Origin of the sequence: Streptomyces peucetius (genome assembly GCF_025854275.1) — a bacterium.
Lineage (GTDB): Bacteria > Actinomycetota > Actinomycetes > Streptomycetales > Streptomycetaceae > Streptomyces > Streptomyces peucetius_A.
Map to the genome: position 1 here is coordinate 1,902,907 of NZ_CP107567.1, position 14,848 is coordinate 1,917,754.

The 14,848-nt window shown below is 72.0% G+C and carries 10 protein-coding genes; 3 read left to right on the forward strand and 7 right to left on the reverse strand.

The features are described 5' to 3' along the window. Positions 1 to 140: 140 nt before the first annotated feature. From OGH68_RS08760 to OGH68_RS08770, 3 genes are all read right to left on the reverse strand, one after another. Positions 141 to 1,760: a DEAD/DEAH box helicase gene (locus OGH68_RS08760; RefSeq protein ID WP_264242769.1), complete on the reverse strand. Its 1,620-nt coding sequence runs from the start codon at positions 1,758 to 1,760 to the stop codon at positions 141 to 143. Between the two features lie 103 nt (positions 1,761 to 1,863). Continuing rightward, complete coding sequence (locus OGH68_RS08765) at positions 1,864 to 2,067, reverse strand: cold-shock protein (RefSeq protein WP_005318814.1); 204 nt, start codon at positions 2,065 to 2,067, stop codon at positions 1,864 to 1,866. 260 nt (positions 2,068 to 2,327) lie between these two features. Continuing rightward, on the reverse strand, positions 2,328 to 2,801 hold the full coding sequence (locus OGH68_RS08770) for a pyridoxamine 5'-phosphate oxidase family protein (RefSeq protein WP_264242770.1): 474 nt from the start codon (positions 2,799 to 2,801) through the stop codon (positions 2,328 to 2,330). Between the two features lie 180 nt (positions 2,802 to 2,981). Between OGH68_RS08770 and OGH68_RS08775 the strand changes: the two genes are divergently transcribed. Then, the gene (locus OGH68_RS08775; RefSeq protein WP_264242771.1) at positions 2,982 to 3,263 is read left to right on the forward strand and encodes a hypothetical protein; all 282 of its coding nucleotides are present in this window, start codon (positions 2,982 to 2,984) and stop codon (positions 3,261 to 3,263) included. Here the strand turns inward: OGH68_RS08775 and OGH68_RS08780 are convergent. The 4 genes from OGH68_RS08780 to OGH68_RS08795 all read right to left on the reverse strand — a co-directional run bounded on the left by OGH68_RS08780 (position 3,256) and on the right by OGH68_RS08795 (position 11,641). Next, positions 3,256 to 3,972 carry a vWA domain-containing protein gene (locus OGH68_RS08780; RefSeq protein WP_264242772.1) on the reverse strand — a complete coding sequence of 239 codons (717 nt, stop codon included), beginning with the start codon at positions 3,970 to 3,972 and terminating at the stop codon, positions 3,256 to 3,258. The genes OGH68_RS08775 and OGH68_RS08780 overlap by 8 nt on opposite strands. A gap of 507 nt (positions 3,973 to 4,479) precedes the next feature. Then, positions 4,480 to 5,940, reverse strand: coding sequence for a glutamate synthase subunit beta (locus tag OGH68_RS08785; protein WP_264242773.1), 1,461 nt, complete (start codon positions 5,938 to 5,940; stop codon positions 4,480 to 4,482). Beyond that, positions 5,933 to 10,504, reverse strand: coding sequence for a glutamate synthase large subunit (gltB, locus tag OGH68_RS08790; RefSeq protein ID WP_264242774.1), 4,572 nt, complete (start codon positions 10,502 to 10,504; stop codon positions 5,933 to 5,935). The genes OGH68_RS08785 and gltB overlap by 8 nt, the downstream gene beginning before the upstream one ends. Before the next feature lie 408 nt (positions 10,505 to 10,912). Next, a complete protein-coding gene (locus OGH68_RS08795; RefSeq protein WP_264242775.1) occupies positions 10,913 to 11,641 on the reverse strand; it encodes a VIT1/CCC1 transporter family protein in 729 nt (242 codons plus the stop codon). Positions 11,642 to 11,858: 217 nt separating this feature from the next. On the opposite strand from OGH68_RS08795, the gene OGH68_RS08800 reads away from it, so the two are divergent. Continuing rightward, entirely contained in the window at positions 11,859 to 12,884 is a 1,026-nt protein-coding gene (locus OGH68_RS08800) for an ADP-ribosylglycohydrolase family protein (RefSeq protein WP_264242776.1), read from the forward strand. Positions 12,885 to 13,552: 668 nt separating this feature from the next. After that, positions 13,553 to 14,833 carry an ADP-ribosylglycohydrolase family protein gene (locus OGH68_RS08805; protein WP_413471093.1) on the forward strand — a complete coding sequence of 427 codons (1,281 nt, stop codon included), beginning with the start codon at positions 13,553 to 13,555 and terminating at the stop codon, positions 14,831 to 14,833. Positions 14,834 to 14,848: the final 15 nt, after the last annotated feature.

Here is a 14,848-nt window from a genome sequence, read left to right on the forward strand (position 1 = left end):
CCCTTCCCGAACCGGGTGCTCCTCCCCCAAGGCCTGGCGGCCTGGGGGGACCCCCACCGGACCGCGCGCCTCAATCGCCGGCGAGGATTGAAATGCCGCTGCGCGGCATTTCAGCCCGGCCGGCGTTTGAGGCCACCGCGTCAGTTCGACGCGCCCCGCCCGGCCCCGCGGCTCCGGCCGCCGCCGCGGCCACGGCGCACACCACCACCCGCCGTCTCGCCCTGCGCGGCGGTTCGGCGCGAGGGCCGGGACTGAGCGTCCCCCGACGCGCCTCGCGCCGAGGAGCGGGACGGCGCCTCCGCCGTGCCCTCGGTCCGCCGGCGGGCCGGCCTGCGGCGCCGTGACGGCGACGCGCCGCTCTTCGCGGCGGGCGCGACGGCCGGCTGCGGGACCTCTATCGTCACCGCCACGCCCGACGGCTCACGCGCGCCGGTCAGCCGGCTGAGTTCCTCGTCGCCGGACTTGACGCGCGCCGTGCGCGGGCTGATGCCGGCGTTCGACATGAGACGCGTCATCTCGCGGCGCTGCTCGGGCAGGACCAGCGTCACGACGCTGCCGGACTCGCCCGCGCGCGCGGTGCGGCCGCCGCGGTGCAGGTAGTCCTTGTGGTCGACGGGCGGGTCGACGTTGACGACCAGGTCCAGGTCGTCGACGTGGATGCCGCGCGCCGCGACGTTCGTCGCGACCAGCGCGGTGACCTGCCCGTTCTTGAACTGGTCCAGAGTCCGGTTCCGCTGCGGCTGCGACCGGCCGCCGTGCAGGGCGGCCGCCCGTACACCGCTTGCCAGCAGCCGCTTCGCGAACCGGTCGGCGGTGCGCTTGGTGTCCACGAAGAGGATCACCCGGCCGTCACGGGCGGCGATGCGCGTGGCGACGGCCTTCTTGTCGGTCTCGTCCAGCACGTGCAGCACGTGGTGCTCCATCGTGGTGACGGCGCCCGCGGACGGGTCGACCGAGTGCACGACCGGGTCCGTGAGGAACATCCGCACCAGCCGGTCGATGTTCGCGTCGAGGGTGGCGGAGAAGAGCATCCGCTGCCCGTCCGGCTCGACCTGCTTCAGCAGCGCGGTGACCTGCGGCATGAAGCCCATGTCGGCCATCTGGTCGGCCTCGTCCAGCACCGTGATCGCGACGGCGTCGAGGGCGCAGTCGCCGCGCTCTATGAGGTCCTTGAGCCGTCCGGGCGTGGCCACGAGCACCTCGGCCCCGCGCCGCAGCGTACCGGCCTGCTTGGTGATCGACATGCCGCCGACGACGGTCGCGAGCCGCAGCTGCAGCGACGTCGCGTAGGGGGCGAGGGCGTCGGTGACCTGCTGCGCGAGTTCCCGGGTCGGTACGAGCACGAGCGCCAGGGGCGTCCGCGCGGCGGCCCGGCGTCCGGCGGTACGGGCGAGGAGCGCGAGCCCGAAGGCGAGCGTCTTGCCCGAGCCGGTGCGGCCGCGGCCGAGGATGTCCCGGCCGGCGAGGGAGTTGGGGAGGGTGGCGGCCTGGATGGGGAAGGGCTCGGTGACGCCCTGGGCCGCGAGGGTCTTCAGCAGGGCGGCGGGCATGTCCAGCTCGTCGAACGCCGCGACGGCGGGCAGCGCGGGGGTGACGGTCTCCGGCAGGGTGAATTCCTGCGGGGCCGCCACGCTGCGGGTGCCCGCCTTTCCGGAGCCGGATTTCCTGCCCGAGCCGTGTCGGTTTCCGGCACCGGGCCGATTACCACCGCTGTTGCGGCTTCTGGCGGCGGATCGGTCCGGTCGTTCGGAGCGGTTCATGCTCAATGTGCCTTCCTGGGGCCTGTGGACAGCAAGAGCCGGGGCCCGCACCGACGAAGGTGCGGGCCCCGGCTGCAGGAGCTGCGAGATACGCGCCCGGCAATCAGGCCGGGAGGATGTTCTCCGCCTGCGGGCCCTTCTGGCCCTGCGTGACGTCGAACGTCACCTTCTGGCCTTCCTGGAGCTCGCGGAAGCCCGAGGTGGCAATGTTGGAGTAGTGGGCGAAGACGTCGGCGCCGCCGCCGTCCTGCTCGATGAAGCCGAAGCCCTTTTCCGAGTTGAACCACTTCACGGTTCCAGTAGCCATGTCATTCTCCTAAAACAGGGGCAAGCCGGAAATCCACACCTCGTGAATTCCCCGTCGCGCCTTGACCCCCATCCGGAGAAGCCGGAAACAATAATGTGCGCCTGAGGAAGCATTCCCGTCAGGCGCACACAAAGTTCATGGGTACCAAAACTGCAACGACATCACCGTAGCACGCCGGGGCCCGAGAAGCGCGATTCTGACACGCCGGATGATCGACGCATTCTCCTGGCGGGCCGCACCGGAGCCGGGCGGGCGGCAGCTCACCGGCGCCGCCGGGTACGGACCGGGCCTTCCGGGTTCCAGGACCGTACGACCAACTCGTCGCCCTCGACCGATGTCCTGACGACCTCGTCGAGCTCGACGCGGAACAGATGGAACGGCTCCGGCGGCTGCGCATCCTCGACGAAGCGGGCCTTCTCCGCCGGCTCGGCGACCTCGTACGCCCGGCCGGAGATCCGTACGTCCCCGCCGTCCATCGAGTCGTCGGCGCCCGGGTTCGTGTGCAGGGCGAACCGCGGGTCGCGCACGAGGTCCCTGGCCTTGAACGACCCCGGCATCATGCCGAGCCACAGCTCACCGGCGCTGAAGTTCACCTCCAGTCCGGTCAGACGCGGAGAACCGTCCTTGCGGAGGGTGGCCAGGACGTGATGCCGGTACCGCTCGAAGCGGCTCTGGACGGATTCGGCGAACGCGGGCTCGGCCGCCCGGAAGGCGGCCCATGTGGAAGTCGTCATGGCTCCATGGAACCGCGGAATCCGGACACCTTCTGTCGAGTCCTGGTGCGGCGTGCCGGTGGGGTCGGGACGTGATGTGCTGGAGGGGTACAGGCCGCCGGCCGGGCGACGGGGAGGCACGGGGACCCTCGCACCGAGGAGAACGACGATGGCCGTCTTCATGTGGCCACACTTCCCGACGTGACGATCGAGCAGTACGAGGAACTCAACGCGAAGCTGCGCGCGGAACCGGGCGACACGTTCGCCGGGTGTCCGGTCCATGTGTGCGTCCCGAAGGACTCGGGTCTGGAGATCTGCGACCTGTGGGAGTCCGAGGAGGCGATGAACAAGTTCGCCACGGTGATGATGCCCGTCGCGGAACGCATGGGACTCACGGCGACGTCCGCACCCCGAGATCATGCCGGTGCACCGGTACGGCTTCCCGTCGCGGTAGCCCGCTGCGGCGGCCCCGGTCTCAGGTGACGATGCCCTGGGCGCGGGCCGCCGCCAGCCACTGCGGGAACTCGCCGACCAGCCGGTCGTACAGTTCCGCGTCCGGGACCTGCCGCGGGTCGAGGCCGGCGTGGAAGTAGCCCGTGTTGTCGACGGGGCGCTTGGCGGGGACGGGGAGGTCGTCGAGTCTGCGCAGGAAGTCGAACTGCGAGCTGCGCTTGTTGCCGAAGCCGACGAACTGCCAGAAGAGCGGGAGCCTGGCCGCCTTGCAGAGGTAACGCTCCGCGGCAAGCTTGTTGATCGGCCCGCCGTCGGTCTGGAAGACGACGAGCGCGGGCGCGGTGGCGCCGCTGTCCAGGTAGTGGTCGATGACGGCGTCCATCGCGAGGTGGTAGCTGGTCTTCCCCATGTGCCCGAGGCCGGAGACGATCTCGTCGATCCGGCCGTGGTGGTTCTCCAGCGCGATGTCGGTGACGGCGTCGACGTCGGTCGAGAAGAACACGACGGGCACGGTGCCGTCGTCGTCGAGGTTGGCCGAGAGTCCGAGGACACGGTCGGCGAGGGCCTGGACGTTGCCGTCCTTGTAGTACTCCTTCATCGACCCGGAGTAGTCGACCACGAGATAGACAGCGGCGCGTTGCCCGTGCAGTCCGTGCTTCTGGAGCGAGATGCCGGCGGTCTTGTAGAGGCTGACGAGCGCGGGGGCGCTCTGCTCGAGCTTCTCGAGGCTGACGGGCATGCGGGGCTCCGTTCGTCGGACCGTGCGACAGGTCCGACGATATCCCGCCGTGCCGCCCCAACGCCCCGCCACCCGGCGCCCGTTCCCCGTCCCGCCCCTTCCGGACCCCGTCGGGGCTCCGCCCCGAACCCAGCGCCTCAAACGCCGGCGAGGCTGGCTTTCCCCGGAGCGAAATCAGCCCGGCTGGAAATACTCCCCCTACGGCCTGGCGGCGTGGGAGGCACCCCCACCCACGGCCGCCAAGCCGTAGGGGGAGATTGAGGCCACCCGCGCGAAGCGCGGTACGGGTCGTACGGGTCCCCCCACGCCGCAGGCGTAGGGGGAGGGGCCCGGTTCGGGAAGGGGCGGCGGGGAGCAGAACAAGCCCGCCGCAGGCGCCACGCGCCCGCCGGCCGCCCGCACCCCCGCGCACGCCACGGCGCCTGCCGGTCCGGTCGGGGACATGGCAGGCGCCGTGTTCAGTTCCGCACGCCGTTGTACGGGACGTTCAATAGGGGCGGTGAACGGTCAGACCGTCAGCGCCCGGTCCGTCGGCCGGATCGGTGCCGGCAGGGCGCTCGCGCCCGTCAGGTAGCGGTCGACGCCCCGCGCCGCCGAGCGGCCCTCGGCGATCGCCCACACGATCAGCGACTGGCCGCGGCCCGCGTCACCGGCGACGAAGACGCCGTCGACGTTCGTCGCGAAGTCCGCGTCACGCGCGACGTTGCCCCGCTCGTCGAGGTCGAGGCCGAACTGCTCGACCAGGCCGTTGGAGCGGTCGATACCGGTGAAGCCCATCGCCAGGGTGACCAGCTGCGCCGGAATACGCCGCTCCGTGCCCGGCTTCTGGACCAGCTTGCCGTCCTCGAAGGCGACCTCGACCAGGTGCAGGGCCTGGACGTTGCCGTCCTCGTCGCCCTCGAAGTGGGTGGTGGAGACGGAGTAGACCCGCTCGCCACCCTCCTCGTGCGCGGAGGTGACCTTGTACAGCATGGGGAACGTCGGCCACGGCTGGTTGGCGTTCCGCTCCTCACCCGGCCGCGGCATGATCTCGAGCTGGGTGACGGACGCCGCGCCCTGCCGGTGCGCGGTGCCGACGCAGTCCGCGCCGGTGTCGCCGCCGCCGATGACGACGACGTGCTTGCCCGCGGCGGTGATCGGCGGGGCGACGAAGTCGCCTTCCTGCACCTTGTTGGCGAGCGGCAGGTACTCCATGGCGAAGTGGATGCCGTTCAGCTCGCGGCCCGGGACGGGCAGGTCGCGGGAGACCGTGGCGCCGGCGGCGACGACGACCGCGTCGTAACGGCGACGCAGTGCGTCGGCCGGCATGTCGCGGCCGATCTCGACCTCGGTGCGGAACTTGGTGCCTTCCGCGCGCATCTGCTCGATGCGCCGGTTGATGTGCACCTTCTCCATCTTGAACTCGGGGATGCCGTACCGGAGCAGTCCGCCGATGCGGTCGGCGCGCTCGTACACGACGACGGTGTGACCGGCCCGGGTGAGCTGCTGGGCGGCGGCGAGACCGGCCGGGCCGGAGCCGATGACGGCGACGGTCTTGCCGGAGAGGCGCTCCGGCGGCTGCGGGGTGACGTCGCCGGTGTCCCACGCCTTGTCGATGATGGAGACTTCGACGTTCTTGATGGTGACGGCCGGCTGGTTGATGCCGAGCACGCACGCGGCCTCGCACGGAGCGGGGCACAGACGGCCGGTGAACTCCGGGAAGTTGTTCGTGGCGTGCAGCCGCTCGGAGGCGGCGGCCCAGTCCTCACGGTAGGCGTAGTCGTTCCACTCGGGGATCAGGTTCCCGAGCGGGCAGCCGTCGTGGCAGAACGGGATGCCGCAGTCCATGCAGCGGCCGGCCTGCTTGCTGATGATCGGCAGCAGGGAGCCGGGAACGTAGACCTCGTTCCAGTCCTTGACGCGCTCTTCGACGGGGCGGGTCTCGGCGACCTCGCGCCCGGTGGTCAGGAAGCCCTTGGGGTCAGCCATTGGTCGCCGCCTCCATCATCTTCTCGGTGGTCTCCTGCTCTGAGAGACCGGCGAGCTCAGCGGCGTCCTTGGCGGCGAGCACTGCCTTGTACGTGGTCGGGATGATCTTGCTGAACCGGTCCGCGTTCGCGTCCCAGTCGGCCAGCAGCTTCTCTGCGACGGTCGAGCCGGTCTCCTCGAAGTGGCGGCGCACGACGTCGTGCAGCCACTGCTTGTCGGTGTCCGACAGGGCCTCGACGGCTTCCAGGTTGCCGGGGTTGACGTTGTCCTTGTCGAGGTCGATCACATAGGCGATGCCGCCGGACATGCCTGCCGCGAAGTTGCGGCCGGTCTCGCCGAGGACGACCGCGTGACCGCCGGTCATGTACTCGCAGCCGTGGTCGCCGACGCCCTCGGAGACGACGAGCGCACCGGAGTTGCGGACGCAGAAGCGTTCGCCGGTGCGGCCGCGCAGGAACAGTTCGCCGCCGGTGGCGCCGTAGGCGATGGTGTTGCCCGCGATGGTCGAGTACTCGGCCAGGTGGTCGGCGCCCCGGTCGGGGCGGACGACGACCCGGCCGCCGGAGAGGCCCTTGCCGACGTAGTCGTTGGCGTCGCCCTCGAGGCGCAGCGTGATGCCGCGCGGCACGAACGCGCCGAAGGACTGGCCGGCGGAGCCGGTGAAGGTGATGTCGATGGTGTCGTCGGGCAGGCCCGCGCCGCCGAACTTCTTCGTCACCTCGTGCCCGAGCATGGTGCCGACGGTCCGGTTGATGTTCCGGATGGCGACCTGGCCGCGCACGGGCTGGGCGTCCTCGGCGGTGGCGGCGTTCAGCGCCTCCGCGGCGAGCTCGATCAGCTCGTTGTCGAGGGCCTTCTCCAGGCCGTGGTCCTGCTCGGCGACCTGGTGGCGCACCGCGCCGTCGGGCAGCTCGGGCACGTGGAAGAGGGGCTCGAGGTCGAGGCCCTGGGCCTTCCAGTGGTCGACGGCCCGCCCGGTGTCGAGGAGTTCGGCGTGGCCGACGGCCTCCTCGACGCTGCGGAAGCCCAGTTCGGCGAGGATCTCGCGGACCTCTTCGGCGACGAACCGGAAGAAGTTGACGACGAACTCGGCCTGGCCGGAGAACCGCTCACGCAGCACCGGGTTCTGGGTGGCGATGCCGACCGGGCAGGTGTCCAGGTGGCAGACGCGCATCATGACGCAGCCGGAGACGACGAGCGGCGCGGTCGCGAAACCGAACTCCTCGGCGCCGAGCAGCGCGGCGATGACGACGTCGCGGCCGGTCTTCAGCTGGCCGTCGGTCTGGACGACGATCCGGTCGCGCAGGCCGTTGAGCAGCAGGGTCTGCTGGGTCTCGGCGAGACCGAGCTCCCAGGGTCCGCCCGCGTGCTTGAGCGACGTGAGCGGAGAGGCGCCCGTACCGCCGTCGTGGCCTGAGATGAGGACGACGTCCGCGTGGGCCTTCGAGACGCCGGCGGCGACCGTGCCGACGCCGACCTCGGACACCAGCTTCACGTGGATGCGGGCGGCCGGGTTGGCGTTCTTGAGGTCGTGGATCAGCTGGGCCAGATCCTCGATGGAGTAGATGTCGTGGTGCGGCGGCGGGGAGATCAGGCCGACACCCGGGGTGGAGTGCCGGGTCTTGGCGACCCACGGGTACACCTTGTGGCCGGGCAGCTGGCCGCCCTCGCCGGGCTTGGCGCCCTGGGCCATCTTGATCTGGATGTCGTCCGCGTTGACCAGGTACTCGCTGGTGACGCCGAAGCGGCCGGAGGCGACCTGCTTGATGGACGAACGCCGCGCCGGGTCGTACAGGCGCTCCGGGTCCTCGCCGCCTTCACCGGTGTTGGACTTGCCGCCCAGCTGGTTCATGGCGATGGCGAGCGTCTCGTGCGCCTCCTTGGAGATGGAGCCGTACGACATGGCGCCGGTGGAGAAGCGCTTGACGATCTCGGAGACGGGCTCGACCTCGTCGATGGAGATCGGCTCGCGGTCCGACTTGAAGCCGAACAGGCCGCGCAGCGTCATCAGCCGCTCGGACTGCTCGTTCACCCGGTCCGTGTACTTCTTGAAGATGTCGTACCGCTTGTTGCGCGTGGCGTGCTGCAGACGGAAGACGGTCTCCGGGTCGAACAGGTGCGGCTCGCCCTCGCGGCGCCACTGGTACTCGCCGCCGATCTCCAGCGCGCGGTGCGTGGCGGCGATGCCGGAGGCCGGGTACGCCTTGGCGTGGCGGGCGGCGACCTCCTTGGCGACGACGTCGAGACCCGCGCCGCCGATCTTGGTGGCGGTGCCGTTGAAGTACTTGTCGACGAACGCGTCGTCGAGGCCGACGGCTTCGAAGACCTGCGCGCCGCGGTAGGAGGCGACCGTGGAGATGCCCATCTTGGACATGACCTTCAGGACGCCCTTGCCGAGGGCGTAGATCAGGTTGCGGATGGCCTTTTCGGGCTCGAGGCCCTCGATGAAGGTGCCGGCGCGGACCAGGTCCTCGACCGACTCCATCGCCAGGTACGGGTTGACCGCGGCCGCGCCGTAGCCGATGAGCAGCGCGACGTGGTGGACCTCGCGGACGTCGCCGGCCTCGACCAGCAGGCCCACCTGGGTGCGCTGCTTGGTGCGGATGAGGTGGTGGTGCACGGCGGAGGTGAGCAGCAGCGACGGGATCGGCGCGTGCTCGGCGTCCGAGTGGCGGTCGGAGAGGACGATCAGCCGGGCGCCGCCCTCGATGGCGGTGTCGACCTCGCCGCAGATCGCCTCGATACGGGCGGCCAGGGCGTCGCCGCCGCCGGAGACCCGGTAGAGGCCGGACAGGGTGGCGGCCTTCATGCCGGGCATGTCGCCGTCGGCGTTGATGTGGATGAGCTTGGCCAGCTCGTCGTTGTCGATCACCGGGAAGGGCAGCGTGACACTGCGGCAGGACGCGGCGGTCGGCTCCAACAGGTTGCCCTGGGGGCCGAGCGAGGAGTGCAGCGAGGTGACGAGCTCCTCGCGGATGGCGTCCAGCGGCGGGTTGGTGACCTGCGCGAACAGCTGGGTGAAGTAGTCGAACAGCAGCCGGGGGCGCTCGGAGAGGGCCGCGATCGGCGAGTCGGTGCCCATGGAGCCGAGCGGCTCGCCGCCGGTGCGGGCCATCGGAGCGAGGATGACGCGCAGCTCTTCCTCGGTGTAGCCGAAGGTCTGCTGGCGGCGGGTGACGGAGGCGTGGGTGTGGACGATGTGCTCGCGCTCGGGGAGGTCCTCGAGTTCGATCTCACCGGCCTCCAGCCACTCCTGGTAGGGGTGCTCGGCGGCGAGGGCGGACTTGATCTCGTCGTCCTCGATGATGCGGTGCTCGGCGGTGTCGACGAGGAACATCCTGCCGGGCTGCAGCCGGCCCTTGCGGACGACCTTGGCGGGGTCGATGTCGAGGACGCCGACCTCGGAGGAGAGGACGACCAGGCCGTCGTCGGTGACCCAGTAGCGGCCGGGGCGCAGGCCGTTGCGGTCGAGGACCGCGCCGACCTGGACGCCGTCGGTGAAGGTGACACAGGCCGGGCCGTCCCAGGGCTCCATCATCGTGGAGTGGTACTGGTAGAACGCTCGCCGGGCGGGGTCCATCGAGTCGTGGTTCTCCCACGCCTCGGGAACCATCATCAGCACGGAGTGCGGCAGCGAACGGCCGCCGAGGTGCAGCAGCTCCAGGACCTCGTCGAAGGAGGCGGAGTCGGAGGCGTCGGGCGTGCAGACCGGGAAGATCCGGTCGATCTTGCCGGCGCCGGAGTTGAACAGCTTGGAGGCGAGCTGCGACTCACGGGCCCGCATCCAGTTGCGGTTGCCCTTGACCGTGTTGATCTCACCGTTGTGCGCGACGAAGCGGTACGGATGGGCCAGCGGCCAGCTCGGGAAGGTGTTCGTGGAGAACCGCGAGTGGACGAGCGCCACGGCGGTGGCGAAGCGCCGGTCCGAGAGGTCGGGGAAGAAGGGCTCGAGCTGGCCGGTGGTCAGCATGCCCTTGTAGACGATGGTGCGCGCGGAGAGCGACGGGAAGTAGACACCGGCCTCGCGCTCGGCGCGCTTGCGCAGGACGAACGCCTTGCGGTCCAGCGCGATGCCCTCGCTGGCGCCGTCGGCGACGAACAGCTGGCGGAAGGCGGGCATGGTGGCGCGGGCGCCGTTGCCGAGCAGGTCGGGGGTGACGGGAACGTCGCGCCAGCCGAGGACGGTCAGGCCCTCTTCGTCGGCGATCGACCCGATCTTCGAGACGGCGGTCTCGTTGTCCTCGGCGCCGGACGGGAGGAAGGCGATACCGACGGCGTAGGAGCCGGCCTCGGGCAGCTCGAAGTCGGTGACCTCGCGCAGGAAGGCGTCCGGGACCTGGAGCAGGATGCCCGCGCCGTCGCCGGAGTCGGGCTCGGAGCCGGTGGCGCCGCGGTGCTCGAGGTTCCGCAGTACGGTCAGCGCCTGCTCGACCAGCTCATGGCCGGCAACACCGGTGAGGGTGGCCACGAACCCGACACCGCAGGCGTCGTGTTCGTTACGGGGGTCGTACATCCCCTGGGGGGCGGGGCGACCGTCCATGGGCGACCAGGCGTCGGAACGCATCGGCTCTCCCGTCGTCGTCGTGGCATGTTCAGTGCCGAGGGACGACGTTGGCCCTCCGCGAAATTTCGTGCAGGTTACATGATGGAGTGCTTCTCGGAAAGCGGATAGCTCATTCCAGCATGCGGACACCGCTCCAGGCGGTGAAGGTGGGCCGCAACGGACAGATCGACGTCCGGAGGACCTTTGCAGAGCAGGCCTCATTGCCCGCAGCGCTTACGGCTGATGCCCCGGGATTGCGGAATCGAAACCACCGAGTAACGGCTAATTATGTTGCGCCTTGCATAGGGTCTCACTCTGGGGCACCTTCGCGGCAGGACGTACATCACAGCGTCCGCGACGGAGCCCGAAAACGCGAGCGCACCGGCTCACGGCGAGCCGGTGCGGGGCGGTACCGCAGAACGCGGTGGCTCACACGGCGGCGCCGATGAGCGTACCCAGGCCGTAGGTGACCGCGGCGGCCGTACCACCGAGGGCCAGCTGACGCAGACCACTGAACCACCAGCTGCGGGCCGTGACCTTCGCCACCAGGGCGCCGCAGCCGAACAGCCCGGCCAGCGCCAGCAGCACCGCGGGCCACAGCGCGCTCGCGCCGAGCAGGTACGGCAGCACCGGCAGCAGCGCGCCGAGCGCGAACGCCCCGAAGGAGGAGAAGGCGGCGACGAGCGGCGACGGCAGGTCGTCGGGGTCGATCCCGAGCTCCTCGCGGGCGTGGATCTCCAGCGCCTGCTCCGGATCCCTCGACAGCTGCATCGCCACCTCACGGGCGAGTGCGGGCTCCACGCCCCGGGCGGTGTACAGCGCCGCCAGCTCCTCCATCTCGTCGACCGGATGCTTACGCAACTCGCGGCGTTCCACCGCCAGTTCGGCCTCGACCAGCTCGCGCTGGGAGGCGACCGAGGTGTATTCGCCGGCCGCCATCGAGAACGCGCCCGCCGCGAGACCGGCGAGACCCGTGATGACGATCGTCTGCTGGGAGACGGCACCGCCCGCGACACCGGTCATCAGAGCGAGGTTGGAGACCAGCCCGTCCATCGCCCCGAACACCGCCGGCCGCAGCCAGCCGCCGTTGACGTCACGGTGCGTGTGGTTGTCACGGTGCGCCTCGTGAAGTGCGGCTTCGGTTTCGATGATGGACACAATTCTCCCCTTCTCCGGCGGCTGCCCGGTCGGCCCCGCTCCCCCTCGACGCTCCCGAAGATACGCCGGACGTAAGGGGCGTACCAGCAAGGCAGGCTTTACTTACTTGGGTGCGGAGCATGGGCGAAGCGGGTGACAGAAACGTTTCTGCGACTCATGGCGGGCAGCTCGTGGCAAAGATCCCGGAACAAGGCTCGCGCGCGCGAAGGGGACCTTCATGGAAGTGCTGACAGCGTCCGGCTCCGGTCCCGTCGCCACCCTGCTCGACCGGGCCCGCGGCGCGCTCCTCGGCCTCGCCGTCGGCGACGCGCTCGGCGCGCCCGCGGAGAACATGCGGCCCTCGGAGATCCGCCGCCGCTGGGGCCGCATCGAGGACTTCGTGAGCGACGACCCCGCAGGCACCGACGACACCGAGTACGCGATCTTCTCCGGCCTGCTGCTCGCCAGACACGGCTCCGCGCTCACCGTGGCCCACGTCGAGGCGGCGTGGCACCAATGGATCGCGGACCTGGACGAAGGGCCGTTCCGAGGCGCGGGCTTCAGCGAGCGCGGCACCCTCGAGAACCTCAGAAGGGGCCTCGCCGCCCCGATCTCCGCCCAGCACCGGCACGCCTGGAGCGACGGTCTCGCGATGCGGGCGGCCCCGTTCGGCGTGTTCGCGGCGGGCCGGCCCTCGGAAGCGGCACGGCTCGTGACGATCGACGGCAGCGTCAGCCACGACGGCGAGGGCATCTACGGCGGCCGCGCCGTGGCGGCGGGCGTGGCGGCCGCGATGGGCGGGGCGGGACCGGCGGGGATGATCGGGGCGGCACTGTCCGTCGTCCCGATGGACTCCTGGACCGCCCGTTCGATGCGCCGCGCGATCGTCGCCGCCGGGCGGACGTACCCCGACACCCTCTCCATGGAACGGGCCGTCCGCTCCGCGGTCGTCGTCGGCGGCTACCCGTGGACGGACCTGGCGCCGGAGGCGGTCGGCCTCGCGTTCGGCGCGTTCGCGGCGGCGCGGGGCGACTTCCGTACGTCGGTGCTGACGGCGGTCAACATGGGCCGTGACGCCGACACCACCGCGGCGGTCGCCGGCGCGCTGGCCGGCTCGGCCGCCGGCGCGGCGGCTATCCCCGAGGCATGGGCATCGGCGATCACCCCGGTCCGCGGCAGCTGCCTTCCGTCGATGCGCGGCTACCACGTCCTGGACATCGCGGACCTTCTGACCCCTGACGAGGACCTCGGCGGCGCACCGTGACCTCGGCCGACCCGGCCCCGGGACGCACCCCGACGCCGTCGGCCGCCCACCCGGCCCCGCCCCGCGACCCCGGGGCCCGCGGCGACGCGGGGGCCGGGGCGGGGCGAGGGCCGGGTGCGGGGGCGGGGGCGGGGGCTGGGCAGGGAGCGGGGCCAGGGCGAGACCCGGGTGCCGCGCCGCAACCGGGGGCCGAGCCAGGGCAGGGAGCGCGGACGGACGGGGGCCCGCCACCGGCGCCCGGAGCCGCGCCCGGAACGGGACCAGCGCCGGAACCGGGAACCGAGCCAGGGCCGGGAGCGGGAGCGGGAGCGGGGGCGGGGCGGGAGCCGGGGGCGGCACCGGAACGGGAACCGGGAGCGGCGCCGGGACCGGGTGCGGGAGTGGGAGTGGGGACGGATACAGGGCCGGCACCGGCGTCCGGACCTGGGCCGGGAGGGGGATCAGTGTCGGGGACAGGTGTGGGGCCGGCGGCGGGGAGGGCCTCGGCCGGGGTGGTGGTCGCGGCCGGCCTGATCGGCGGAGTCGAGGCGGCGCAGGCAGCGGCCCCCGACCGTGCCGCGCCGGGCGGGACGGGAGCGGCACCGGCCGGTCACGCGAGCGCGCCCAGGGGCACCGCCCGGGGCATGGTGGTGGCCGGTGGGCCCGGCAGCACGGCCCCGGCCCGGCGCATGCTGGTGGACGGCGCACCATCGCCGGGCGCCGGCCGACTCGGGCTGCGGCACGCGGCTCCCGCTCCCGCTCCGGCTCCGGCTCCGGCTCCGGCTCCGGCCCACGCCGTACCCGCAGAAACGACCGCGCCCGGAGACGGGGCGCGCCGTATCGAGGGGCTTCTCCTCGGGCTGGCCGCCGGTGACGCCGCCGGGTGGCCGGCCGCCCGGCACCGTGCCGCGCGCATGCCCGAGTGGACCCGGCGCCTCACCCGTGAGCTGGACACCTTCGCCGAGCAGAACGCCACGACGACGCTGCCGGTCCCCATCGCGCTCAACCAGCCGCCGGAGCCCCTGCGGCTCGGTCCCTCCGACGACGCCGAATGGGCGGCGTTCGCGGCCGGGACCGTGCTCACCGCCGCCGGGGAGCCGTTCCACCACCTGGAGCCGGCCCGCCGCTTGCGGGCCGCGATCGACCTCGCGTGGAACTCCCTCGCCGGGCAGGTCGCCGCCGCGGCCGAACGGGCTCCCGAGGTCGAGTCCGCCGTGCTGCCGCTGCGTGCCCGGATCTCCGTGCACGCCGGGCTCGGCAATCTGGCGACCGGGCTGCGACCCCCGGCGACCGGCCACGACAACCCGCACTATTTCGACGACGCCGCCTGTGTGCGGGCCGTCGTGCTCGCCGCCGCCCACCCGGGCGACCCGCTCGCCGCCGCCGTGCTCGCCGAGTTCGACGCGCGGTACACGCAGGACGGCGACGGGGTGCACGGCGCCCGTGCCATGGCCGCCGCCGTCGCCGCCGCGCTCGGCGGGGCGGACGTGGACCACGCCGTCGACGCCGCGCTCGCCGAACTCCCGGAGGACACCGAGATCGGCCGCAACGCTCACCACGCGGTCAAGCTGGCCCGCCATGCGTCGGGCGCCTTCGAACTCGTACCGCTGCTCGAGCACCAGATCGTCGACCACGTCTACAGCTACGGCATCGCCGCCGCGGAAACCGTGCCGGTCGCGCTCGCCGTCGCCACCGCCGCGCGCGGCCGGGTCGCGGAGGCGGTGCCGGCGGCCGTGTGCCTCTCGCGTGTCGCGGACTCAGCCCCCGCCCTCGCGGGCGCCCTGACCGGGGCGCTCGGCGGCGGCGCGTCGCTGCCCGCGACCTGGCGGGACGCCTGCCGGACGCTCGCGGGCTGCGCACTGCCCCGCCTCGCCGGGACGGATCTCGTCGAACTCGCGGCACGGCTCGAGTCCGCGCTGCGGTGTCCCGCGACAGGGTGGCCGACCGGTCCGCCGCCCGGCACCGGTTAGCCGAAACCCGGCGCG